20 protein-coding genes are annotated in these 22,805 nt (G+C 58.1%); 9 read left to right on the top strand and 11 right to left on the bottom strand.

Features of this window, described 5'->3' with window-relative positions; translation table 11 throughout:
• Positions 1 to 22: 22 nt before the first annotated feature.
• Entirely contained in the window at positions 23 to 1,021 is a 999-nt protein-coding gene (locus tag ACR0LY_RS08525) for a glucokinase (protein WP_480640785.1), read from the bottom strand.
• 429 nt (positions 1,022 to 1,450) lie between these two features.
• Between ACR0LY_RS08525 and ACR0LY_RS08520 the strand changes: the two genes are divergently transcribed.
• From ACR0LY_RS08520 to ACR0LY_RS08490, 7 genes are all read left to right on the top strand, one after another.
• Complete coding sequence (locus tag ACR0LY_RS08520) at positions 1,451 to 2,002, top strand: hypothetical protein (RefSeq protein WP_170349919.1); 552 nt, start codon at positions 1,451 to 1,453, stop codon at positions 2,000 to 2,002.
• A 74-nt stretch (positions 2,003 to 2,076) separates the two neighbouring features.
• The gene (locus ACR0LY_RS08515; RefSeq protein WP_170349918.1) at positions 2,077 to 2,829 is read left to right on the top strand and encodes a sugar phosphate isomerase/epimerase family protein; all 753 of its coding nucleotides are present in this window, start codon (positions 2,077 to 2,079) and stop codon (positions 2,827 to 2,829) included.
• Positions 2,829 to 3,875: a LacI family DNA-binding transcriptional regulator gene (locus tag ACR0LY_RS08510; RefSeq protein ID WP_170349917.1), complete on the top strand. Its 1,047-nt coding sequence runs from the start codon at positions 2,829 to 2,831 to the stop codon at positions 3,873 to 3,875. The genes ACR0LY_RS08515 and ACR0LY_RS08510 overlap by 1 nt, the downstream gene beginning before the upstream one ends.
• Before the next feature lie 22 nt (positions 3,876 to 3,897).
• Entirely contained in the window at positions 3,898 to 4,647 is a 750-nt protein-coding gene (locus tag ACR0LY_RS08505; protein ID WP_170349916.1) for a basic amino acid ABC transporter substrate-binding protein, read from the top strand.
• Between the two features lie 65 nt (positions 4,648 to 4,712).
• Positions 4,713 to 6,356 carry an amino acid ABC transporter permease gene (locus ACR0LY_RS08500; protein ID WP_170349915.1) on the top strand — a complete coding sequence of 548 codons (1,644 nt, stop codon included), beginning with the start codon at positions 4,713 to 4,715 and terminating at the stop codon, positions 6,354 to 6,356.
• Complete coding sequence (locus ACR0LY_RS08495) at positions 6,353 to 8,317, top strand: beta-galactosidase (RefSeq protein ID WP_217360543.1); 1,965 nt, start codon at positions 6,353 to 6,355, stop codon at positions 8,315 to 8,317. Before ACR0LY_RS08500 ends, ACR0LY_RS08495 begins: the two co-directional genes overlap by 4 nt.
• A gap of 71 nt (positions 8,318 to 8,388) precedes the next feature.
• Positions 8,389 to 9,513: an ABC transporter substrate-binding protein gene (locus tag ACR0LY_RS08490; protein ID WP_170349913.1), complete on the top strand. Its 1,125-nt coding sequence runs from the start codon at positions 8,389 to 8,391 to the stop codon at positions 9,511 to 9,513.
• Between the two features lie 3 nt (positions 9,514 to 9,516).
• On the opposite strand, the gene ACR0LY_RS08485 is transcribed toward ACR0LY_RS08490, so the two are convergent.
• The 10 genes from ACR0LY_RS08485 to ACR0LY_RS08440 all read right to left on the bottom strand — a co-directional run bounded on the left by ACR0LY_RS08485 (position 9,517) and on the right by ACR0LY_RS08440 (position 20,783).
• Complete coding sequence (locus tag ACR0LY_RS08485) at positions 9,517 to 11,436, bottom strand: beta-galactosidase (protein WP_170349912.1); 1,920 nt, start codon at positions 11,434 to 11,436, stop codon at positions 9,517 to 9,519.
• Complete coding sequence (locus ACR0LY_RS08480) at positions 11,433 to 12,293, bottom strand: SMP-30/gluconolactonase/LRE family protein (RefSeq protein WP_170349911.1); 861 nt, start codon at positions 12,291 to 12,293, stop codon at positions 11,433 to 11,435. The genes ACR0LY_RS08485 and ACR0LY_RS08480 overlap by 4 nt, the downstream gene beginning before the upstream one ends.
• Positions 12,290 to 12,895: a 2-dehydro-3-deoxy-6-phosphogalactonate aldolase gene (locus ACR0LY_RS08475; RefSeq protein WP_170349910.1), complete on the bottom strand. Its 606-nt coding sequence runs from the start codon at positions 12,893 to 12,895 to the stop codon at positions 12,290 to 12,292. The genes ACR0LY_RS08480 and ACR0LY_RS08475 overlap by 4 nt, the downstream gene beginning before the upstream one ends.
• Complete coding sequence (locus ACR0LY_RS08470) at positions 12,892 to 13,785, bottom strand: 2-dehydro-3-deoxygalactonokinase (RefSeq protein WP_170349909.1); 894 nt, start codon at positions 13,783 to 13,785, stop codon at positions 12,892 to 12,894. Before ACR0LY_RS08470 ends, ACR0LY_RS08475 begins: the two co-directional genes overlap by 4 nt.
• A 4-nt stretch (positions 13,786 to 13,789) precedes the next feature.
• Positions 13,790 to 14,557, bottom strand: a complete 768-nt coding sequence (locus ACR0LY_RS08465) for an SDR family NAD(P)-dependent oxidoreductase (RefSeq protein WP_170349908.1) — start codon at positions 14,555 to 14,557, stop codon at positions 13,790 to 13,792.
• The gene (locus ACR0LY_RS08460) at positions 14,557 to 16,266 is read right to left on the bottom strand and encodes an IlvD/Edd family dehydratase (protein WP_170349907.1); all 1,710 of its coding nucleotides are present in this window, start codon (positions 16,264 to 16,266) and stop codon (positions 14,557 to 14,559) included. Before ACR0LY_RS08460 ends, ACR0LY_RS08465 begins: the two co-directional genes overlap by 1 nt.
• Positions 16,267 to 16,290: 24 nt before the next feature.
• A complete protein-coding gene (gene melA / locus ACR0LY_RS08455) occupies positions 16,291 to 17,631 on the bottom strand; it encodes an alpha-glucosidase/alpha-galactosidase (protein WP_170349906.1) in 1,341 nt (446 codons plus the stop codon).
• Positions 17,632 to 17,652: 21 nt separating this feature from the next.
• Positions 17,653 to 18,501, bottom strand: coding sequence for a carbohydrate ABC transporter permease (locus ACR0LY_RS08450; RefSeq protein ID WP_170349905.1), 849 nt, complete (start codon positions 18,499 to 18,501; stop codon positions 17,653 to 17,655).
• Between the two features lies 1 nt (position 18,502).
• On the bottom strand, positions 18,503 to 19,426 hold the full coding sequence (locus ACR0LY_RS08445; protein WP_170349904.1) for a carbohydrate ABC transporter permease: 924 nt from the start codon (positions 19,424 to 19,426) through the stop codon (positions 18,503 to 18,505).
• A gap of 97 nt (positions 19,427 to 19,523) precedes the next feature.
• Positions 19,524 to 20,783, bottom strand: a complete 1,260-nt coding sequence (locus ACR0LY_RS08440) for an ABC transporter substrate-binding protein (RefSeq protein WP_170349903.1) — start codon at positions 20,781 to 20,783, stop codon at positions 19,524 to 19,526.
• Between the two features lie 141 nt (positions 20,784 to 20,924).
• Here ACR0LY_RS08440 and ACR0LY_RS08435 point away from each other — a divergent pair, with 141 nt between their 5' ends.
• Together ACR0LY_RS08435 and ACR0LY_RS08430 are read left to right on the top strand one after the other, a co-directional pair.
• Entirely contained in the window at positions 20,925 to 21,731 is an 807-nt protein-coding gene (locus ACR0LY_RS08435) for an IclR family transcriptional regulator (RefSeq protein ID WP_170349902.1), read from the top strand.
• The gene (locus ACR0LY_RS08430; protein WP_170349901.1) at positions 21,728 to 22,786 is read left to right on the top strand and encodes an ABC transporter ATP-binding protein; all 1,059 of its coding nucleotides are present in this window, start codon (positions 21,728 to 21,730) and stop codon (positions 22,784 to 22,786) included. Before ACR0LY_RS08435 ends, ACR0LY_RS08430 begins: the two co-directional genes overlap by 4 nt.
• Positions 22,787 to 22,805 lie beyond the last annotated feature (19 nt).

The following is a 22,805-nucleotide window of genomic DNA, read 5'->3' as shown; positions in this document are numbered from 1 at the left end:
CTTGTGGGATCAGGCGGCCATATTAACGCGCGAGCGCACTTTTACAGAAATTGTTAGCGCCAACAATGCCAAATTCGTCCTGTTCCGAAACATACAGGCTCATTGACCTTCGCAAATCGGTAAACCGCCCGCCCGCGTTGAACGCATCGCGGAAGGCTTCCTTGAAGAGCCAGCGGTTTTTCTCGGCCACACCGCCCACAAGGAACACACCGCCCACAGGCATCAGCACGACGGCAAGATCACCCATCACTGCGCCCAGATGGGTGGTGAACATATGCGCCGTTTTTTCGGCGATCGGATCTGTCTGCGCGCGCGCGTCATCAAGAATGTCCTTGGCGCTGCGCATTGGCGTGTTGGTCTGTCCTGCGGCCATGCTTGCAGCTTGATAGAGGACCGGCAGACCTGTGCCGCTAAGGAACATTTCCGCCTCAAGCACCAAAGTTTCATCAAAGAAACAATCCGGCGCGATGTGCCGGGCGGCTTTGAAAATCTCGACCTCATCCACATGGCGCGGTGACAGGCCAATATGGCCGCCTTCACCAGATGCGGTGTGATACCGGCCCTCAGAATAAAGCAACGCCCCAACCCCAAGACCTGTGCCGGGACCGACAACCAACCGGGTGCCAGGGGGTGGGTTCGCGGTGCCTTGCAACACCTCGACATCATCGCCTGTGATTTCGGCCACCGACCAAGCAGCGGCGGTAAAGTCGTTGATGACAAAGGTATGCTGCGCGCCCGTGGCCTTGCCGATATCACCCTCGGACAGGTCGAGCTTTGCATTCGTCAGGCAGATCTTCCCGTTCTTCACAGGCCCGGCCCCGGCGGCCACCACGGCGCGTGGATCGGTGCCGATCTCATCGCGCAGGGTGTGAAAGGCGTTAAGCAATTCTGGCAGGGTGCCGGTTGGGTATTTGCGCAGATCGGTCAGCTTTCCGTCAGCGATCACGCCCAAGCGCGTATTGGTGCCGCCGATATCCGCGACCAAGTTCCAATGCGCGCGGTTGGAAGCAGTGGGTTGCAATAGGGGCAAAGAATCTGATTTTCCAGACAGGGTGGTTTTTAAGTCCTTGGTAGACATTTCAGATTGCGTTCCAGTTATGAGAATTCTATGTCAACAAAGCCATTCTGGCATAGTCGATCGTGTGCCCGAGCATCCCGATCCAGACGTGAACAGAACTCTGCGGGGAAATCGATGCAAGTGTAGTGCATTGTAGAAGCCTGTCGGAACGCATTGAGATGCCAACTAACAGTTCAGCCATCTGCAATCCAGTTTTAAACAGACCGGCTGCGGATTTGACACACTTGGCTTGCAGGAGCATCAACCCATCGATCACAAGGAAACAGGCAACCCTTACGACCCAAGACCAAGGAGTAACCTCTTGTTATTTCTTGTGTACCGTGAGAACAGATTTTGGCTTGGAAAGTAAAATAGGCGGTACCCAGCTAGGATATGTCTGACAACAATAATACTGTATTTTATCTGAATTTGATTGAAAAAGAAAATGCACTGGTAAACCAAAGGCTGCATTGGGGCATGATTTTTCAGGGTATACTGTTTGCCGCCATTTTCATTGGGTCCGGCAACAAAGGCGGTTTTTCCCTGACTGCAGAAAACATTGTTCTTACCAGCCTGGGTGCAGTAGCTTCGATGTCCTTGATTTTGGGTACCCTAGCCGCACACTTCGTAATCCGTGGATCGCAAGCTGAAGTTCAAAAGCTGACTAATCGTGTTGGTGCCGCTGAGCAAACCGGTTTGAACTCAATCCTCTTTACGGTGCTTATGCCACATTTTTGTCTTCCCGCGCTCAGTCTGGTGTGCTGGGTCTATCTTGCAACACATGCTTTGATCTCCAGTAGAACGGATAAATTGAGCAATTCAGCGCAGGACCAGTGGCAATTCCTGTTTGTTTTGAATTTCGCAGTGATATTGCTGTTCCTCGCTGTCTTTTCCACACTGGTAGTTCAGAAAGTACTTCAAAATAGGGCTACCGTTCCAAGCTAAACGCTGGGCTTGACAAACATAGTGCGGCTGTTTCACCGTTATTGAAACGTTTCAATCGCGGTGAATCTCAGGAAATGCGGATAGCGGCACAGCTTTATACCGTCAGGCAGCTCGGGGGTCTGGCTGCGCAGTTGGATCTGATCCTCGCCTGCGGTATTGCGGATGTTGAAACAGTTGGATTTCACGATCTGTCCCCTAAACACATGGCGTTGCAGGTTGCGCAGTCGGGCCTGACCGTCCGGTCGGCGCATTTCGATTGGGAGGAATTCGAAGCCCGGTTTGACGATATTCTGACCCTGCTTGATCTTTTGAACTGCCCGGTTGCCGTGATGCCATGGCTGGCGCCACAGGCCCGCCCCGGCACGGTCGCGGGATGGCAGGATGTAGCAGACCAACTCTCTGCTTGGGCGGCGCGATTGGCGGGCCAGGGGGTTCGACTGGCTTATCACAACCATGATTTTGATCTGGTTGGCCCTGTTGGAGAAACGCCTTTGGACCTGATCCTGGCCCATGACACGCTGCATTGGCAGCCCGATATCGGATGGTTGGCCGTCTCGGTGCCGGACCCGGCCGAGGTGTTGCAGCGGTACGCGGGGCGGATCGTATCAGTACACGCCAAGGATGCAGAACCGGCTTCGGGGCAGGGTGATGATCGCTGGCGCAATCTGGGGCAGGGCGTGGTCGATTGGCCCCGGCTGTTGCGCATTCTGAATGACAGCCCCTGCAGCGATCTGTTTGTCGAACACGATGAAACGCCCGACCACGCCGAGACCTTGCGGACGGGGCGAAAGTTTCTGATGGGACAGATGTCTTCGGAGGTCGGATAATGGCGCGCGCAACGATCAAGTCGATCGCCAAGGAGACGGGCTATTCTGTTGGCACCGTCTCGAACGCGCTGCGGGGGGCTGCGTCAGTTCGGGAAGAAACACGCCAAGAGATTCAGGCTGTAGCCACGCGTCTCGGGTACCGTGTCAATATGGACGGTTTGAAGCTGCGCACCAACAAATCCTACCGTATCGCGGTGCTGGTCAGCGTGTCACCTGACGCAGCAGAGGAATGGGAAGGGGTAGAATTCACCCGCATTCTGGCCGGTATCTCGGCGTCCTTGCAGGGTTCGCGATACGAGATGTCTGTGTTCAACGTGGCCGATCTGCCGGATGCCATGGCCGTTCTGGCGCGGATTGTTCAGGACGGTTTGGCCGATGGTGTCATCTTTTCGGGCACATTGCAGGGCGACCCGCGCATCGCTTTTCTACAGCGACACAGTTTTCCCTTCGTGACCATGGGTATGAGCGACAGCAAGACAGCCCATGCCTATGTCGATTTCGACAGTCAGGCGGCTGCGTTTGACGCAACCGCGCGGTTGGTGGGGTTGGGGCACTGGCGTATTGCCTTGGTGAACCCCCCGGCCGAACTGATCTATGCAGCACAACGTCAAACCGGATACGAACAGGCTTTGGCCAATGGTGGCCTTGCGCCTGACCCAGCGCTGATTTTCAATGGCCCCACAACCGCTCGTACTGGGCAGTTGTGTTTTGAGGCACTGATGCAGCTAAGCGACCGACCCACGGCCTGTATCTGCGCGAATGAGGCGATGACACTAGGCGTTTTGTCCGCAGCCCATGCTGCGGGTGTGCAGATTGGCCGGGACATGGTGGTGATTTCCACCGATGATCTGCAACTCAGTCGATATTTCGTACCCCCGCCCAGCACCTATTATGTGCCCATCGAAGAAACCAGCCGTCTTCTGGGCGAGTACATGTTGAAAGCTTTGGAAGGGGGTGACCCGTCCGAGACCCAGAAAAAGATCAGGGCCACGCTGATCGAGCGCCAACCTGACACCCCCGCGCCGCAAAAGGCGCCCACCACGTAAATCAACTCAGGAGGACTTGAAGATGTTTAAAAATCTACTGGCCGCAGCGGTCGTGACCGCGATAGCAGCCCCCGCAGTTTTTGCTGCCGACCTGGACGGGCGCGTTCTGAAAATCGGAACCGACGCCACCTATCCGCCGATGGAAACTGTCGATGAGACGACCGGTCAGATCGTGGGTTTCGATGTGGATGTGATGAATGCGATCTGCGAACGGGTCAATTGCGTCCCGAATTTCGTCAACACCGCATGGGACGGCATCTTTGCCGCGCTTCAGCAGGGTGAGTTCGATCTGGTGATCTCGGGCGTCTCAATCACGCCGGAACGCGAAGAGACGATGGATTTCTCAGAACCCTACATTGTGGTCAGTCAGGCCATTCTGCTCCAGGTCGACAATGCGGACATGACGCTTGAGGATTTCAAAGCCGGTGGTCAGAAGCTGGCGGCGCAGACCGGTACCACCAACGCGCAATTGGCCGAGGATCTGGTAGGGCGCGAAAATGTCAGCCTGTATGACAACTTCTCTGCCGCGATCCTGGCACTGCAAAATGCGGATGTGCAGGGTGTGATCATCGACGGCACCTCGGCCGCCGCATACGAGCAGGAGTTCGCGGGTGAGCTGACCGTGGGCATCACCGGCCTGCAATCCGACCCGCTGGGTATCGTGTTTCAGGAAGGCGACGCAACGGTCGACGCCATCAACGAAGGGCTGGCAGCGATCAAGGCCGACGGCACGCTGGACAAGTTGGTCGGCAAATACTGGGGCACCGAATAAACCTGTCCGATCCGAAACGGCCCGGTGCCGATGGCAACCGGGCCGCCTGTTTGCAGTGAGGTCCCATGAAGCGTCTAAGCTCGATCCGCCCGAGCAATCTTGTTCTGCTCGCCGCGGCCCCGTTCATTATCTACCTGTTCGCTACCTCTTCAAAATACCTGCGCTCTTTGATCGCAATTCTCGGGATCGGGAATAATGCCGGCCCGATTTTTGTCGGGTTCCTGCTGGTTCTTGCGGTGGCCATTCTGGGATATCTCTGCGCCCGAAACGCGCGGTTTCAGACGGCGCCGAGTTGGGTGCGTATCTCGGCATGGGCGGCCTTGCCCGCAGCGTTGGCGCTGGCGGTCTTGGTTTTCGTCGCGCCGCAGGTGCTGATGCCATTTGCCGAGTCCGTCTTCTTTCATGCGCTCAGCGAAAATACTTCGACCTTGATCGACCGCTCCGCGCAGACTTGGGTACTTTTTCCAGACGTTGTTGATCAGGTTCAGACAGGTCTTCAGGTGTTACTGCTAATCTATGCGCTTGTGGTTGCTGGTATTTTGCTGTCGGGCCGTTTGCCCGTCAGGGCGCGGGGACTTGCTCAGCTTGGGTTTGAGATCCTGACCGGGGCCGCGCTGTTCTATCTGATGTTTATGGCCCGTTGGCAATTTGCAACCGGAGTGGCGATCACGTTTCGCGCCGCCATTTTTGCTTATATCTTCGCCGCCATTCTGGGGCTGATCTGGGTCGGGCTGCAATCGTTCAAACCCAAGGCGCGCACGACCGTTGTCTATGGCTGCATCAGCTTGACTTTGCTGGGTGTATCGGCGTTTTTCTTCATGCAGCCACAGGTCAAATACGAACTGATAGGTACGCTGGATGCGCGCATCGCCATTGTGCGCGGCACCCCGCAGGCGCAGGCCGACATCATCAGGTTTGGTGAATTCGACGGGGGCGAAGACCAACAATACCGCATCCGTAGCGCCCCAAACGCTGCCAGCGCGGTGGAACAGATCGAAACCGTCGACAGCGTGTCGGGCGCCTTTGTCCCGGTCGGTGCCAACACCAAGGGCTATCCGGTGATCTGGCAGACGCAATTCCTGCCGGATCAGTACCGCAACCCAGCGCTGGCTTTTGCCGTGTTTGGTTTTCTATTGCTGACGCTGACGGTGGGCGGTGCGCAGCACAAGCTGCATCCGCTGGCCGTAGGGGCCGAGTTCTTCGTGGACACGATCCGTGGCATTCCGATGCTAGTGATCATCCTCTATATCGGTCTGCCTTTGGCTGGGGCGGTCAAAGATGCCACGGGTGGCGGTATCGATATGACCAATATGACTCGCGGGATCATCGCGATCTCGGTCGGCTATTCCGCTTATATGGCCGAGATTTTCCGATCCGGGATCGAGGCCATCCCACGGGGTCAGATCGAGGCTGGTGGCTCGCTGGGTCTTTCGCGCTGGCAAACTGCGCGGCTGATCATCCTGCCGCAGGCGCTGCGCATCGTCACGCCGCCCTTGGGCAATGAGTTCATTGCGATGATCAAGGATACCTCACTGCTGTCGATCCTGTCAGTCCGCGATATGACCCAGCGGATGCGCGAATTTCAGGCCGCCAGTTTTCTGCCCTTTGCGCCGTTTAATACAGCCGCAATCCTCTATGTGGTGATCACGTTGGGCTGCGCCAGCTTCCTCAAATGGATCGAACGCCGCACGGCAAGGGAAGATCGATGAGCAGGTTGGAACTTGGGGTATGCTATTACCCCGAACAATGGGACCGGTCGCTCTGGTGTGAAGACGCGCAGCGAATGGTCGAGATGGGACTGGATTGGGTGCGCATCGCCGAATTCACTTGGGGCCTGATTGAACCGGAGCGCGGCGTTTTCCACTGGGATTGGCTGGATGAGGTGATCGACATTCTGGGCGAGGCAGGCCTGCGCGTGATGATGTCCACGCCCACCGCCGCCCCGCCGAAATGGCTGATCGACGAACATCCGGAAATTCTGCCAGTTGGGCCGGACGGGCGCGTGCGAAGGTTTGGATCGCGGCGGCACTATTGCTTTTCCAGCGATTTCTATCTGGCCGAAGCCCGCCGGATTGCCACCGAATATGCCCGTCGTTATGGCCAGAACCCCTATGTTCACGCTTGGCAGATCGACAATGAATATAACGATCACGACACGGTGCTTAGCTATTCGGATGCGGCGCGGGTCGGGTTCCAGCGATGGCTAGCGGATCGGTACGGGTCGATCGCAATACTGAACGAAACCTGGGGGACAGTGTTCTGGGGATCTGCCTATTCCAGCTTTGACCAGATCGAATTGCCAAACGGGCTGGTGGCCAGCCCCAACCCAACCCACGCGCTTGATTTTGCGCGATACTCCTCGGACCGGGTGCGGCTGTTCAACCGCGCGCAGGTGGATGTGTTGCGTCAGTACGCGCCGGACCGGGACATCACCCATAATTTCATGGCGGGCAGTTTTGAGTTCGATCACCATGCCGTTGCCGCCGATCTGGATATTGTTGGCTTCGACAGTTACCCTTTAGGCAATCTGTTGGGCTCGACCCTGTCTGACGACGAAAAGCACCGCTATTTGCGGACCGGCGCGCCGGACTATCAGGGGTTTCACTGCGATCTGTATCGCTCTCAAGGCAAGGGGCGCATGTGGGTGTTGGAGCAGCAACCCGGCCCGGTGGACTGGGCCGAGAAAAACCCCTCACCCGCGGACGGGATGGTGCGACTGTGGACCTGGGCAGCCTATGCGCATGGCGCGCAGGCGGTGATGTTTTTTCGCTGGCGACAGGCTAAATTTGCGCAGGAACAGTATCACACAGCATTGTTGCGTTCGGACGGCAGCCCGGATCAGGCCGCCGTGGAATTGGCGCAGGTCGCGGCAGAGCGCGACTTGTTGCCCGCCGTGGTACGTGAGCGGGCGCAGGTGGCCATAATTCTGGATTACGAATCCATCTGGGCGGCGGATATCCTGCCGCATGACGATGCCTTCCCAAATGCTCAGGTCATCCGCGAATGGTATGCCGGGCTGTGCGCGCTTGGGGTCGATCTGGATTTTGTGGGGCCACAAGATGAGCTGAACGGGTATGCCCTGATTGTTGTCCCGCAAAGCATGATCGTTCCAAACGATCTGGCCAACAAACTGCGGGACAGTGGGGCGAAACTGCTGATCGGCGCGCGCGCGGGCAGCAAGACACCCGACATGCACACACCGCACAACCTTGCGCCCGGAGCGTTGGCTGAGCTTACCGGTGTGACGGTCTTGCGGGTGGAATCGCTACCAGAACTGGCGCAGGAATCGGTGCGCTTGCAGGACGGAACGACGTATGACTTCACCGGTTGGCGGGAAATCATCGACACCAGCGGAATGGTAACGGCAGAGTTTAGCAGCGCATACCGGGATGGCAGCCCGGCGATTGTACGCTCGGACCGAGCGATCTATCTGGCAATGATCCCACGCGGCCAATTGCTGCATGCCATACTTTCGGACGCGTTAAGCTGGGCGGGCCTTCCCGTCACGGATTGCGGACCGGATCTGCGGATCACACGTCGCGGAGGATTGAAATTTGCCTTCAATTTCGGGGCAGATGGGTTGTCATTACCGACTGACGAACCACATGCCTATTTGGTTGGGGGCACTGAAATCCCACCCTATGGGGTTTCAATCTGGCGGGACACGTGATCTTGCCAGTCCACATTCCTGTTGGCAGCAAGTAGAAGGCTGCAAAACAACTCAATAGCAGGAGAATCAAAATGGCTGAACGGAAAACCCTTTCCAGACGCTCGATGCTGAAAGGCGCGGGCGCGGCTGTTTTGGCGGCTCCGCTTTACAGCAAAAGCGCGCTGGCCTCTTCGGGTGAGATCAACGTGGTGATGTGGTCGGATTACCTGCCGCCTGAGTTCCTGGAAGGGTTCGAAGCGGAAACGGGGATCAGGGTCAATCATATCGGGATCGGATCGAACGAAGAAATCCTCAACATGATGACTGCGTCGAATGGCCAGGGGTTTGACCTTGTCGCGCCTACCAACATGCGGTCTTTGCAATGGGCGCCGCTGGACCTGCTGCAACCGTTTGATCTGGATAAGGTGAACCTGGACGCGGTTAACCCTTCCATGGTTAGAATTGGGACCGACGCTTGGAATTTCAACAAAAGCGGAGCGCACTGGCTGCCGCATATCTGGGGGACTGAGGGCATAGCCTACCGTACCGATCTGTGGTCGCCCGAAGGCGACGCTCCATCCTATGGGGATGTCTGGGCGGAAGAAAATGCCGGTATGACCATGGGTCGTGCGCATTCTATGATGCTGTGTGCGGGTCTGTATTTGGAACGCTTGGGTGAGATGGAGCCCGAGTCCGTCTGGGATGCCTACGACGACGAAGACACCATGCGCAGGGTCTGGGACCAGATCACGGACTGGTGCATTGAACGCAGGGATCGGATCAAGCTGATTTGGAACGATGCTGAAACTCAGAAATACGGCTTGCTGAATGGCGGCGTGGTTGTGGGGCAAACATGGGACGGGCCGCCGCTGGCTTTGAAATCAGCAGGGGAACCGGTGAATTATCAGGCTCCGATCGAAGGAGCGATGGCGTGGGTGGATGGTCTTGCAATGCCAGTCGGTGCGGAAAACATCGAACAGGTCTATGCGTTCATCAACTATTTGTACCGACCTGAGCCAGCCGGAGCTGCCGCTGCAGTGAACGGATATAACACAGCCGTACTGGGCGCCGAGGATTTCGCGGGCGATGAGTTCAGAAAGAACTTTGCCGAGGCCTATCCGGGCGACGCGTTGGCCAACCTCAACCCGTGGCTGGCCGAAGCTCCCTGGTATGCCAAAGCACGGGCCGAATTTGTCGAGAAATTTTTAAACGCCTGAGCATTACCCCTGTGCGGGTGGACCATTTGGTAGGATGACGACGTCACACGCTGCGATTTCGTGCCCGTTCCAAAGGACGGGTGCGGCGGTGTAGTTGATCAGAAATATATACTGCTCGGATTCCCGTCGGCGCAGGCCCTCGGGCATTGCATGCAAGGTCATGTCGACCGTTTGGGCGGCCATCGAGATGACCCTGTCCCAAAGAGCCTCATCCGGGAAACCCGCAAGGTACCAAAGACCGTTTTCGCCTTTTAGGGCAGATGTGCCATCAACAAAGGTCAAAAGGTCTGGGGCATCTCCAGAGAGGCGGTCAACCCAGTGTTGCGCCGCGCCACCTCCGTTAACATCACGCTGCACGTTGGGGGGCAGGGTTTCCACAAGATCAACTCCGCAATCCAGCCCGGACAGGCCCGGGCGGCCTGAGGTTGGAATTTGGAAATCGCGAGTGATCGCGCCTGTACGGGGGCCAAGGATGGCCAGATCACAACCCTCAGTCAGGCGGGTTTCCAGATCGTCATCCAGCGTGGCAAGACCGGGGGCGAGGATCAGTTTGTAACCGGTCTTGGGCGTTTCCGAGGCCGCAATGAAGTCCACCGAAAGCCCGGCCCGCCGCAGCGCGCGATAGGCTGAAAAAACCAGCCGGAAATAGTTGAACCCGGCCCCTTGCGGTTGTGTCGCCCAGGCCCAGTCCGAGGCATAATCGAACACAATCGCCACGTCCGCCTGCGTTTGCGTCAGCGCGCCAAGCTCGGCCAGATCAACTGCGGTTTGACGTGCCTCAGCCAGTGCCGGGGCGGGTGTGTTGTTCGGTGTCAAAAGGCCAGCGTGCATTTGTTCCTGCGCGAACGGAGCCTGCCGCCAGCGGAAATAGCTGACCACTTCGGCCCCATGAGCCACCGCCTCAAGCGACCACAGGCGCACCATGCCGGGCAGGGGGGCAGGGTTATAAGGAGCCCAGTTCACCGGGCCCGGTTGTTGTTCCATCACCCACCAGCGCCCGCGCCCAACGGCGCGATAAAGGTCGTGATGAAAGGCCTGCATATCCGGATCGCCCTGTTGCAGGAACGCGGCTTTATGGGCCTCGTCCGCCTCAAGGCGGTCTGAGAGAAACCCAATCGGGTAGCTGTCCCATGTGGCGATATCCAGATCCGCACCGACTTTGAAATGATCGAAATCCAGAACCCGACCCATATAATTATGCAGCAGTGGCGCGTCGGTCAGTGGCCGCAACGCATCAACCTGCGCTTTGTTGAACATCACCACCTGATCCGAGCTGAACCAGCGGAAGGCCAGAACATGCGCTGGGTTGGGTTCGGTCACAGTCAGATTGGGCAGGTCGATCTGATCGAAACCTGCGTATTCCATCGACCAAAACACATTGCCCCAGGCGGCGTTCAGAGCGTCGACCGAGCCATATTGATCGGCCAGCCACCGCTGAAACTCTCGCAAGGCAGGCTGGCTGTAGCTGACGGTCGTGTCATGGCAGCCATATTCGTTGTCGATCTGCCAGGCGGCGACATGCGGGTTGCGCCCATACCGTTCGCCCATGAGCCGGACAATGCGGGCGCATTCGGCGATATATCCCTGATGACTAAAGCAATAGTGCCTGCGTGAACCGAATTTGCGCGGCTGCCCCTGAGCATCCACCGCCAGCATGTCAGGGTGTTTCTCAAGCATCCATCGGGGCGGCGTTGCTGTCGGCGTGCCCAGAACAACCTTAAGGCCCACAGCCCCCAGCACCTCAATCGCTCGGTCCAACCAGTCGAATTGCAGATCACCCGGAGTTGGCTCCATCCGGCTCCAGGCAAACTCACCGATCCGCACCCAGCTCAGGCCGGTTTCGACCATCTGCGCGGCGTCCGTGGCCCACATTTCTTCGGGCCAGTGTTCGGGATAGTAGCAAACACCAAGTTCGGGCTTCATAGAATGACTCTGTGTTCGGCCTGCCCAGTACCCGTGCTGGGGGCGGCAAAGGTCATACCGTTGGTAGGGTGTGCAGCAAGCGTGTCCTCGTCCAGCCCCTCGCGGGCAGTGGTGCAGTAGAGTGTGGTCAAGTCGTTGCCGCCAAATGCGGGGCATGACACATGGGTGGCTTCAAATGGGATGGCCGTCAGGAACTGTCCTGACGGTTTATAGGCTGCAACACGGCTTGCACCCCATTGCGCGATCCAGAGGTTGCCTTTCGCATCAACCACGGCGCCGTCGGGGTTCAAACCGTCGACGCGTAGGTCCAGGAATACCGTGCTGTCGCCCTTGGGCCAGCCGGTTTCGGAATTCAGCGGCCATTGAATGACCTGCTTGGTGGCCGTGTCCGTGTAATAGGCGCAAGACCGGTCCGGGGCGAAGCAGATCGCGTTCGAGATCGTGACATCGTTCACCAGTTGCCGAAGTTCCCCCCGCCAATACCGATAAATCGCGCCTGCACCGGGTTCGGCGGTTTTACCCATCGTCCCGATCCAGAACCCACCCCAAGGATCCGCACGCCCGTCATTTGAGCGCGTGACCGGATTGTCCGCCTCAAGTGGGGCAATCAGGTCTTTCTGGTCGTTTTGCAGGTTGAACCGCCACAGGCCCGTTTCAGAGGCTATCAACAGCCTATCCCGGTCTACCCAGCCCGCGGCCGAGACATGTTCGTCGAACTGCCAATTGCGCTGCGCTTCGCCGTCCCGTGTCATCAGACGTTTGCCCAGGATGTCAAACCAGAACAGCTGTTGCCGTTCCGGGTGCCACAACGGCCCTTCGCCCAGTTCACAGGCGCGGTTGTCGTAGACGATGCTCATCCAGCGGCCTTGTCGTAGGCGGTGACGATTTGGGTCGCCCGCTCTGCGACTTCCGAGGCGGTCATGCCGGGTTTGAACAGCGCCGATCCGATGCCGAACCCATCAGCGCTTGCCTTGATCCACAGGTCGAAATTCTCGGGGCCTGCCCCGCCGACGGCATAAACCTGCGTGCCTGTAGGTAGCACCGCACGTAAGGCCGCCAACCCTGTTGGTCCTGCCAGCGCTCCGGGGAACAGTTTCAACCCTGATGCCCCTGCTTGGAGCGCGGCGAAAGCTTCGGTCGGGGTAAAAATACCCGGCCAGCTTTCCAGTCCCAGCCGATGTGTGTGCGAGATCACCTCGGGGTCGCAATTCGGTGAGACGATCAGACGACCGCCGACCTCTGATACCATGTCGACCTGCTGGGACGTCAAAACCGTGCCTGCCCCGATCAAAGCACGATCACTGAACTCATTGGCCAGAACGGCGATCGAGGCCAGCGGATCGGGTGAATTCAGCGGCACTTCGATCTTGTCGATGCCAGCGTCGATCAGCGCCCGTCCAACGTCGGTTGCGTCCGAGGGGGCTATTCCGCGCAAAATGGCGATGATGGGTCGGCTCATGCGGTTTGCCTCGTGAGGTTGCGGGCCTGTTGCAGACCGGCCAGGGTACATTTCGTGCTGTTGGCGGTTTCTACAAACGCGCCCTGTTGTTGTAGCGCCTTGGCATAAACTTCCGACAGGCTCTCGGCCCCGATGATTGCCAATTGCTGACCCAACCAATAGGGGCGGGTGGCCGCCAATTCCGCGCCGATCAGATAACCTGACAGCCGTGCCCGGATAACGCCGCCATCCTGCCCTTGCAGCAGATCAGCGGCCCGCAGGCCAAACAGACGCGCCGCCAGTTGTTCAGGTTTCGACAACGCATCGGCAGTGGCCTCAGCAAAGGCGGCATCCTCCCAGCCCTCGCCGATCGAATATTTTAGCACCGATTGCCCGCCCAGCAGATCGAACATCTCGCCCGTCATGAAGGTGCGAAAGCTGACAACCTCTCCGGCGCTGACCTGCACCCATTTCGTATGGGTCCCGGGCAGGCAAATCACCCCGTCCCAGTTTTGATGAGCGGCCAGAAAACCAGCGATCTGGGTTTCTTCGCCGCGCATGACGTCCGGCGGGGCCGTTTGTTTTAATCCGGGCACCACAAAGGCGCGAATTCGGGGATCTGTATTCGGCACGCGGAAGGGGGCAACCGGTGTCGGTTCACACGGAACCGCCGAATACGGGGCCTCGACCCAGCCCTGGCGCGCGCCGACCATTCCACAGGCCACCACATCAATCGGAGCAGTGCTCAGCCAACCTTCGATCAGTTCGAACAGCGCGGCTTGGAACCCGCCTTTGTCCACCCGCGCCATGCCTTTGACCGACTGCGCCTGATCCAGCACCGCATCACCCTGCATCGCCCAAGCCCGCAGATGCGAGGTTCCCCAATCGACTGCAATCCATTCCGTATTCATGGCTTTACCCCGTTACGACAACGCCGCCATCGACGGCCATGCATTGCCCGGTCATCGCGCGGCTGGCGTTTGAGGCCAGAAACAAGGTCGGTGCGACCATATCCTCGGGCGTCAGGTGTTCTTTCAGGCATTGACGGTCCAAATGCGCGGCCAGATCTTCGGGCGTGGCCCACATGTCCAGCTGTTTCTGCGTCAGAACCCAGCCCGGAGCCAGCGCATTCACGCGGATGTTCTGCGGCCCAAGCTCGCGCGCCAAGGATCGCGTCATCCCGGTGATCCCGGCATTTGAGGTGGTGTAGATCGGATAGCCTGCATTGCCCATCATATAGCTGATAGAACTGAAATTGATGATTGCTCCACCCTTGCCCTGCATCTGGCGCGCGGCCTCCTGACAGGCAAAGAAATAAGCCTTGAGGTTCACCTCGATCATCCAGTCCCAGAATTCGGTGGTGGTTTCGTCCAGCGAATGGCGTTTGTCATTGGCGGCGTTGTTGATCAGCACGTTCAGCGGGCCATGCGCCTCGGCGGCTTTTTGCATGGTGACGTGAAGCAGCTCGGTGTCGGTCATGTCGCCTTGCATGAACAGGGGCGCGCGGCCGTGTTTGTCGCGCATTTCCTCGACAAACCCACTGGCGTCGGACCGGCCGATGAAGGCGACATTGGCGCCCTGCGCAAGAAACCCATCGGTCAGCGCCGCGCCAACCCCCGAGCCACCGCCGGTGATATAGACCGAAGCCCCGTTGAGATCGTGGAAAGTGGCTGGTTGATCCATCAGTGGCTCTCTCTGGTCACAAGGCGGGTGTCTTTGCCGACAAGAAAATCAAGGTCCGCGCCCTGATCGGCCTGCAGCACGTGGTCGATATAGAGTTTCGCATAACCGCGTGTGTAATGCGGGTCATCCGGTTGCCACGTGGCGCGACGGGCGTCCAGTTCCTTTTGATCGACCAACAGTTCCAGCTCACCCTTGCTGGCGGAAACCCGGATGCGGTCACCGGTTTTGACCAGTGCCAGCGTGCCGCCTGCCTGCGCTTCGGGGCTGACATGCAGGATGACGGTGCCATAGGCGGTGCCGGACATGCGCGCGTCCGAGATACGGATCATGTCGCGCACACCTTCCTTCACCAGCTTGGCCGGGATCGGCATGTTGCCGACCTCGGGCATCCCCGGATAGCCCTTGGGGCCGCAGCCCTTGAGCACCAGAATGGTCTCGGGTGTCACCGGCAGGTCGTCGCGGTCGATATTGGCCTTGAGATCTTCGATGTTCTCAAAGACATAGACTTCGGCCTCGGTCTCCAACAGCGCGTCCGTCGCGGCCGAGGGTTTCACGATGGCGCCGTTCGGGGCCAGATTGCCGCGCAGCACGCGCAGGCCCGCGGCGGGTTTCACCGGATCGTCAAAGGGGCGGATGACGTCGCGGTTAAAACATTCAGCCCCTTCAGAATGGGCCGAGATATCCTTGTTCAAAACCGTTTTCGCGGGCCGCAGGAAGGGTTTCAGCTCGGACAGAACGACGGGAACGCCGCCTGCGTAACAGAAATCCTCCATCAGGTACTTGCCCGAGGGCATGCAGTTCACCAAAAGGGGAATGTCTGAACCGATTTCGAAGTCTTTCAGGGTCAGATCGACTCCGACGCGGCCTGCCAATGCCAGCAAATGAACCACCGCATTTGTCGATCCACCCACGGCTGCATTAGCCAGGATGGCGTTTTCAAACGCTTCCTTGGTCAGGATGTCCGAGGGTTTGAGGTCTTCGTCCACCATCTCGACAATCCGTTTGCCGGTCAGATGTGCCAGCGCCATGCGACGGGCGTCGACAGCGGGCAGGGCGGCGTTGGTGGGCAGGCTCATGCCCATCGCCTCGACCAGCGACGCCATTGTGCTGGCCGTGCCCATCGTCATGCAAACGCCCGCACTGCGCGACATGCCGGATTCCGCACTCATGAAATCCTGCAGGGTCATTTCACCTGCGCGTACGGCTTCAGAGAATTTCCAGACGTCTGTGCCTGACCCGATATCCTGGCCGCGATATTTACCATTCAGCATCGGGCCGGAACTGACCACAATAGATGGCAGATCAACCGAGGCCGCACCCATCAATTGACCCGGTGTGGTTTTGTCGCAACCTCCCAACAGGACAACGCCGTCGATACCATAGGCGCGGATCGATTCCTCAACATCCATCGCCAACAGATTGCGAAACAGCATGGCGGTGGGTTTCATCTGCGTCTCGCCCAGCGACATGACCGGAAACTCAACCGGAAAACCTCCGGCCTCCCACACGCCGCGTTTGACCCCTTCGGCCAGGTCACGCAGGCCCGAGTTGCAGGGCGTTAGTTCCGACCATGTGTTGCAGATCCCGATGATGGGGCGCCCGTCAAATGCGTGGTCTGGAAAGCCCTGGTTCTTCATCCACGAGCGGTGGATGAACCCATCTTTGTCCAGCTTGCCATACCAGTGCTGTGATCGGCGTTTCTTAGTCATTTGGTCTGCCTTCTATTCTTGGGGTCAGGCGGCTTTTGCCGGTTTGCACCAGTCCGGCAGCCAATCGGCATGGGCGATGAGAAGATCATCAACCAGGTTGCGGATTTGGCGCAGGTCCAGTTCGGCGGCAGTGTGCGGGTCCATCATAGCGGCGTGATATATGTAATCGGGGTTCCGGTCGACCAGCGCACGCACCGTTAGCTCCTGCACGTTGATCTGACTGCGCATCAGCGCGATCAACTGCGGTGGGATGTCCGCGACCACCGAGGGCTGCACACCGTTGCTGTCCACCAAGCACGGGGTTTCAACCGCAGCCCCCAAGGGCAATTGCGGGATTTGGCCTGTGTTGGGCAGGTTGCCATAGGCAACGTAGGGCGTGTCGGTGACGATGGCGTTCATCAGATCGGCGGCGAATTCATGGCTGCGGGTGACATTAATATTGCGCCCGTCGGTCAGGGTCTTGGCCTGTTCTTTCCAACTGGCCACCTGTTCGACGCAGCGGGTGGGGTATTCGTCCAGCGGGATCGAAAACTGCTCGATCAGGTCCGACCGCCCATCCTTGATGAACCACGGCACGTATTCCGCCAGATGCTCGGAGCTTTCGGTGCAGAAATAGCCCAGATGGTCCATTACCTCATACCGGACTTTGTTGGGGCAACGTGGCATCAGCAGCGGGGCCTTGGGTATTTGACCGCTTGCGTATCCCTGCCGCAATGCGGGGTAGAGATCGCGCCCCTGGTGTTCCAACCGTAGAAAGAAGGCGACGTGATTTACGCCAGCGACCTTATAGCGAAACTCGTCCTTAGGCAGGTCCAGATCATGGGCCAGCTCTTCGACCGTGTTCTGAACCGAGTGGCAGAGGCCAACATGCTTCACCGCTGGAAATTGCTCGGCCAGCGCCCAAGTGTTGATCGCCATTGGGTTGACGTATTGCAACAGGGTTGCATTCGGGCACAGCTGCATCATGTCTCGCGCCACATCCCACAGCACAGGAACCGTGCGCAGGCCGCGCATGATGCCCCCAATGCCCAGCGTATCAGCTATGGTTTGTCGCAGACCGTATTGCTTGGGAATTTCAAAATCGGTGACTGTGCAGGGTTCATAGCCGCCAATCTGGAAGGCGGTGATCACGAAATCCGCCCCGTCCAGCGCCGCGCGGCGGTCATTATGGGTGGATACGGTCGCACCCGATCCGACCGAGCGGATCATCGCACGGGCGACCGCCTCGCTTTCAGCCAGGCGTTCGGCGTCGATATCCATCAGCGCAAAGTGGCTGTCGGCCAGCGCAGGGGTCAGCAGGGCATCGCCCACGATGTTCTGCATGAAAATCGTGGAACCCGCACCAATAAAGGTGATCTTGGTCATAAGGCGAACTCCGGTTCGAAGCTATTTGACGGCACCGAGGGTCAGGCCCGCGATGAAGTGTTTCTGCATCAGGAAGAACATAGCGACCGGCGGCAAGGCTGCCACGATGGAGCCGGCGCTCATCAACTGATAGGCGGCGCGGAATTGCGCGTTAAAGCTGGTGATGCCTGCGGTAACAGGTTGGCTTTCGGCCCCTTGGGTCAGGACAACGGCCCAGAAATAATCGTTCCAGATGAAGGTGAAGATCAGCACGCTGAGCGCGGCGATGGCTGGTTTCATCAGTGGCAGGACCACATACCAGAATATACGCCATTCGCTGATACCTTCGACCCGGGCAGCTTCGATCAGCTCAAACGGAAGGGCGCGGATGAAGTTGCGCATGAACAAGGTGCAGAACCCAGTCTGGAAGGCGATGTGGAACAGCACGAGCCCGGTTTTGGTGTTGTAGAGACCCAATTGCAGGGTCAGGTCACGAACCGGCACCATCAGAATTTGAAACGGCACGAAATTGCCTGCCACGAACATGAAGAATATCCAGATGTTCGATTTGAACTTGTAGATCCCCAGCGCGAACCCGGTCATCGTACTGAGCGCGACACACCCGACCACCGTCGGGATGGTGATCAGGAACGAGTTCAGCAGATACCGTGGCATGTCTGAATTAAAGAAGACCTGCCCATAGTTGAACGCGCCCTCAAAGCTGGACGGCATGCCCCAATAGTTCGCGTTGGTGAAGTCCGCAGCCGGTTTGACCGAGAACAGGGCGACCGCCAACAACGGCCCCAGCCACAACAGCAAAGCCAAAGGCAGCATAGCCTGATAGCTGATTTGCGCCGCGCGGGATTGTTTTTCGATAGGTTTGGGAAACATCTCAGTGCCCCTTTTCTTCGCGATACATCGACCACAGGAAGTAGGCGATGAAGCAGAGCATGATCAGGAACAGGATCACAGCGATGGCGGCACCATATCCCATACGGAAGCCGTATTCGGACAGCGCGACCTCGAACATGTAATAGGCCAGCACGCGGGATGATCCGAACGGGCCGCCCTGGGTCATGATTGAAATCAGATCGAAGCTGCGCAGCGCGCCGATGATGGTCACGACAAAGGCGATGAATGTGGCGGGGCGCAGTTGCGGCAGGATGATGTGCCATAACATCCGTAGGCCCTTGGCGCCGTCCAGACGCCCGGCCTCGATCTGTTCGGGGTCCACGGCGTTCAGGCCGGTCAGGTACAGGATCATGCAATAGGCCGTTTGCGGCCACAGACCGGCAAAGATGATGCCATAGGTGACAAAGCGTTCATCCCCTAGCACGTTCAGCGGCTCGATGCCGAACAGACCGAGGAATTCATTGAGCAGTCCGAAGGTCGGGTCATAGAACCACGTAAAAACGAGGCCGACGACGACCTGAGAAATAACGAAGGGGAAGAAAAATAGCGATTTGTACAGGCGGATGCCCCAGACCGTCTGGTTCAAGAGCAGCGCGATGAACAGGCCCGCCGGGATCGCGGCCAGATAGAGGATCAGCCAGATCAGGTTGTTTTTCAACGAGGTATAGAATGCATCCCGGTCAACCCATTCCCAATAGAGGTCTTCATAGTTGCGAAAGCCCACATATTCAGCCGCCCCAAGTCCATCCCATTCATAGAGGGACAGGTTGAAGGACTGGAACACCGGGATGATCACATAAACCATGAAGAACAGCAGGCCCGGGGCCAGAAACAGCCAGGGCGCAATGCGTTGTTGGTTTCTGTGGAACCAGCTTTCCTGTTCTGGGACGTCGACGGCTGACATGAGCAAACTCGGGTTTTAGGTAGGTTGAGTAAGACGGGTTACTACCCGTCTTACGCAGGATGAGGTGCAGGCCGGGCTTTCGCCCGACCCGACCGGTTCAGTTGTCGTAGATGCGCTGACGTGCGCGTTCCAGTTTGGCCAGGATGCGGTCGGCATTGTCCGGCTTGACCATGAATTCCTGAAACCCTTCCATTGACACTTTGGCCATTTCAGCCGGCGCGTCACGATCCCAGAACTGCGCCACGCCACCGGGGCTGTTCGACGACAGCATCTCGAAACCCTGTTGCAGGAACTTGTCGTCATCCACGGTTGATTGCGCGTTCACTGGCAGTTGGCCGAGATTGGCGCCGTTGTTGATCTGGGACTGTTCATCCGCGGATACAACGAAGCGCAGGAACTCACGTGCGGCTTCCTTGTTCGATGCGTTGGCCGGGATGTGGAACGTGTCGGTCGGCGCGTCCTCGGCCAGTTCAACGTCAGGGTTGATGGCGACGAACTGGTAGAAATCCAGTTGATCATCGGTCAGCCCGGCCTCGCGCAGCGGAGCGACGGCGAAGTTGCCCATCAGATACGCCGCGGCCTCGCCGTTGACCATGAAGGGTAGGGCCTCTTGCCAGCTATAGGTCTGGTGGTTGTCGATGAACGCACCCATGTCGATCAGCTGTTTCCAGTTGGCGAAGGTTTGCTTGACCCGGTCGTCTTCCCAGCTGATTTCGCCATTGGCAAGTTGGTTGTGGAAGTCGAAGCCGTTTGTGCGCATGTTCAGGTAGTCGAACCAGCCACCGGCAGTCCAAAGGAACTTGGTGCCGATGGTGTAACAGGCGCGACCGGAATCGACGATCTTCTGACAGTTGACCAGCTCTTCTTCCCAGGTGGTCGGCTCGGTCAGGCCCAGCTCATCAAAAATGTCTTTGCGGTAGTAAACGCCCCATTGATAGTAGGTATAGGGCACGCCCCATTGCTTACCATCAAGGGTCATCGCGCCTTTGGTCGAGGCGAGATTGTCTGCGATCTCGGGTTCGGCCCAAAGATCGGACACGTCTTCGAACAGGCCGGCCTCAACATAGGGCTTCATCCGGTTGGCTGCATACCATGTCGCAACGTCCGGTGTGTCCGCCGTAAGGAAGTTGCGGATCTGAGTCTTATACGCCTCGCGGTCGATCACGGTAGTTTCAATCTCGAGCCCCGGATGCTGTTGCGCGAACCGATCGATCATCGCTTCCATCGTCGCGCGGGGCGCCGGGTTCGATGTGTCGAGGAAGATTCGCAGCTCGCCGGACAGTTCGGCTGCTACGGGCGCGGCAAGTGCCGCACTGGCCGCCAGCGCCACCGCAGTACGCTTGAACATGGAATGCATGGTTTCCTCCCTTAGCTTCCATTTTTAGTTTCAAATAATGAAACCGTGTTTTATATATTGAAAACTACACATCGACTCGGTTAGTCTTGTCAAGACCCTCGTGAAGATGGCGATGGGTCAATAGGAGGAGAACAGACGCCCGTGGCAGGTGACGGAACAATAGGAAAAGCATGTGAGGTGCTGGATCAGGTGGCGGCTTTTGCGCGCCCGGTCCGATTTGCGGAACTATTGGAGAGCAGCGATTTCCCCAAGGCTACGCTCTATCGGTTTCTGCAAACGCTGACCAATCAGGGCATGTTGTCATATGACCCTGATCGGCAAACCTATACGCCCGGTTTGCGGCTGGTGCGGCTTGCGCATTCGGCCTGGACACAAAGCTCATTGGCGCCGATAGCGCGGCCGTTTCTGGATGCTTTGAGCGCAGAGACTGGGGAAACGGTGCATCTGGCGCAGCTGGATGCCAGTCAGGTTCTGTACGTCGACAAGCGCAACGCCGCCCAACCGATCGAGATGTATTCGCAGGCGGGCAAGGTCGGCCCGGCCTATTGTACCGGCGTCGGTAAGGCGATGATGGCGTATTTGGATGAGGTCGCGCTGGAGCGCGCCGTTTCTCAGCAGAGCTATCACCGGTTCACGGATAAAACCCTGACCTCTGAGGCGGCGCTGCGCGCTGACCTCGACCTGATCCGCAGTCGCGGCTATGCCATCGACGATGAAGAACACGAGCCGGGCATTATTTGCATCGCTTGTCCGATTCTGACGTCGGGCGGGCGGATGCTGGGGGCAATTTCGGTCACCGGATCGACCGAGCGGATGAATTTCGAACAATTGGAAACCTGGATTCCCCGTGTTCGCCGAGTGGCCGAACAGATCGGAGCCGAAGCACAGGCCTGGCGGTTCCCCGAGACCCGCCAAAGCGCCGACAACAACAGGATGCAAGCGACATGACCGGAGTTACTCTGAACCAGGCGATCAAGCGATATGGCGAGACGCAGGTAATCCACGGTATTGATCTGGACATCGAAGATGGTGAGTTCTGTGTTTTCGTTGGCCCCTCTGGCTGCGGCAAATCCACTTTGCTGCGCATGATCGCGGGGCTTGAAGAGACGACCGAGGGTCAGATTAATATTGGTGCGCGAGACGTAACCCATATGGATCCGGCCAAGCGCGGCGTGGCGATGGTGTTTCAGACTTACGCTCTGTATCCGCATATGACTGTGGCCGAGAACATGGGCTTTGGTCTGCGTATGAACGGGGTCGCCAAATCCGAGATCGACCAAAAGGTTCAGCAGGCGTCGAATATCCTGAAGCTGGATCAGTACCTCAAGCGTAAGCCCAAGGCCCTGTCTGGCGGTCAGCGTCAGCGGGTTGCCATTGGCCGCGCCATCGTGCGGGGACCCGAGGTGTTTTTGTTCGACGAACCTCTGTCTAACCTCGACGCTGAATTGCGTGTCGAGATGCGGGTGGAGATCGCGCGGCTGCACAATGAGATCGGCGCAACGATGATCTATGTGACCCATGATCAGGTCGAGGCGATGACCATGGCCGACAAGATCGTGGTATTGCGGGACGGCCGGATTGAACAGGTCGGCGCGCCGATGGATCTGTATCGCGACCCGGACAACCGCTTTGTTGCGGGGTTCATCGGCTCGCCCGCGATGAATTTTCTGGAGTGTGATTTTGCGGACGGTAAAGTCTCGCATCCCGCCCTTAGCGCACCGTTGGAGGTGACGGCCAATGTACCTGCGGGTCTGAACAAGGTGACCCTGGGCATCCGCCCCGAACATATCGAAGTTGATCGTGCAGCCGAAACCTGCGCCGTTGATCTGACCGAAGCGCTTGGTGGGGTAAGTTATACCTATCTGTTGACCCCCAATGGCGACAAGCTGATCATTGAAGAGCGCGAAGACCAGCGTAGCAGGCAAGGCGAGCGTATCGGTATCACCGTGCGGTCAGATCGTGCAATGCTATTCGATCCTGAAACCGGGCAACGGTTCCGGTAATCGCAAGATCCTGAGTGAA

Source organism: Ruegeria sp. BC5, from assembly GCF_056539205.1.
The sequence above is the reverse complement of the archived record's forward strand: the minus strand, read 5'-3'. Positions and strand labels throughout refer to the sequence as shown.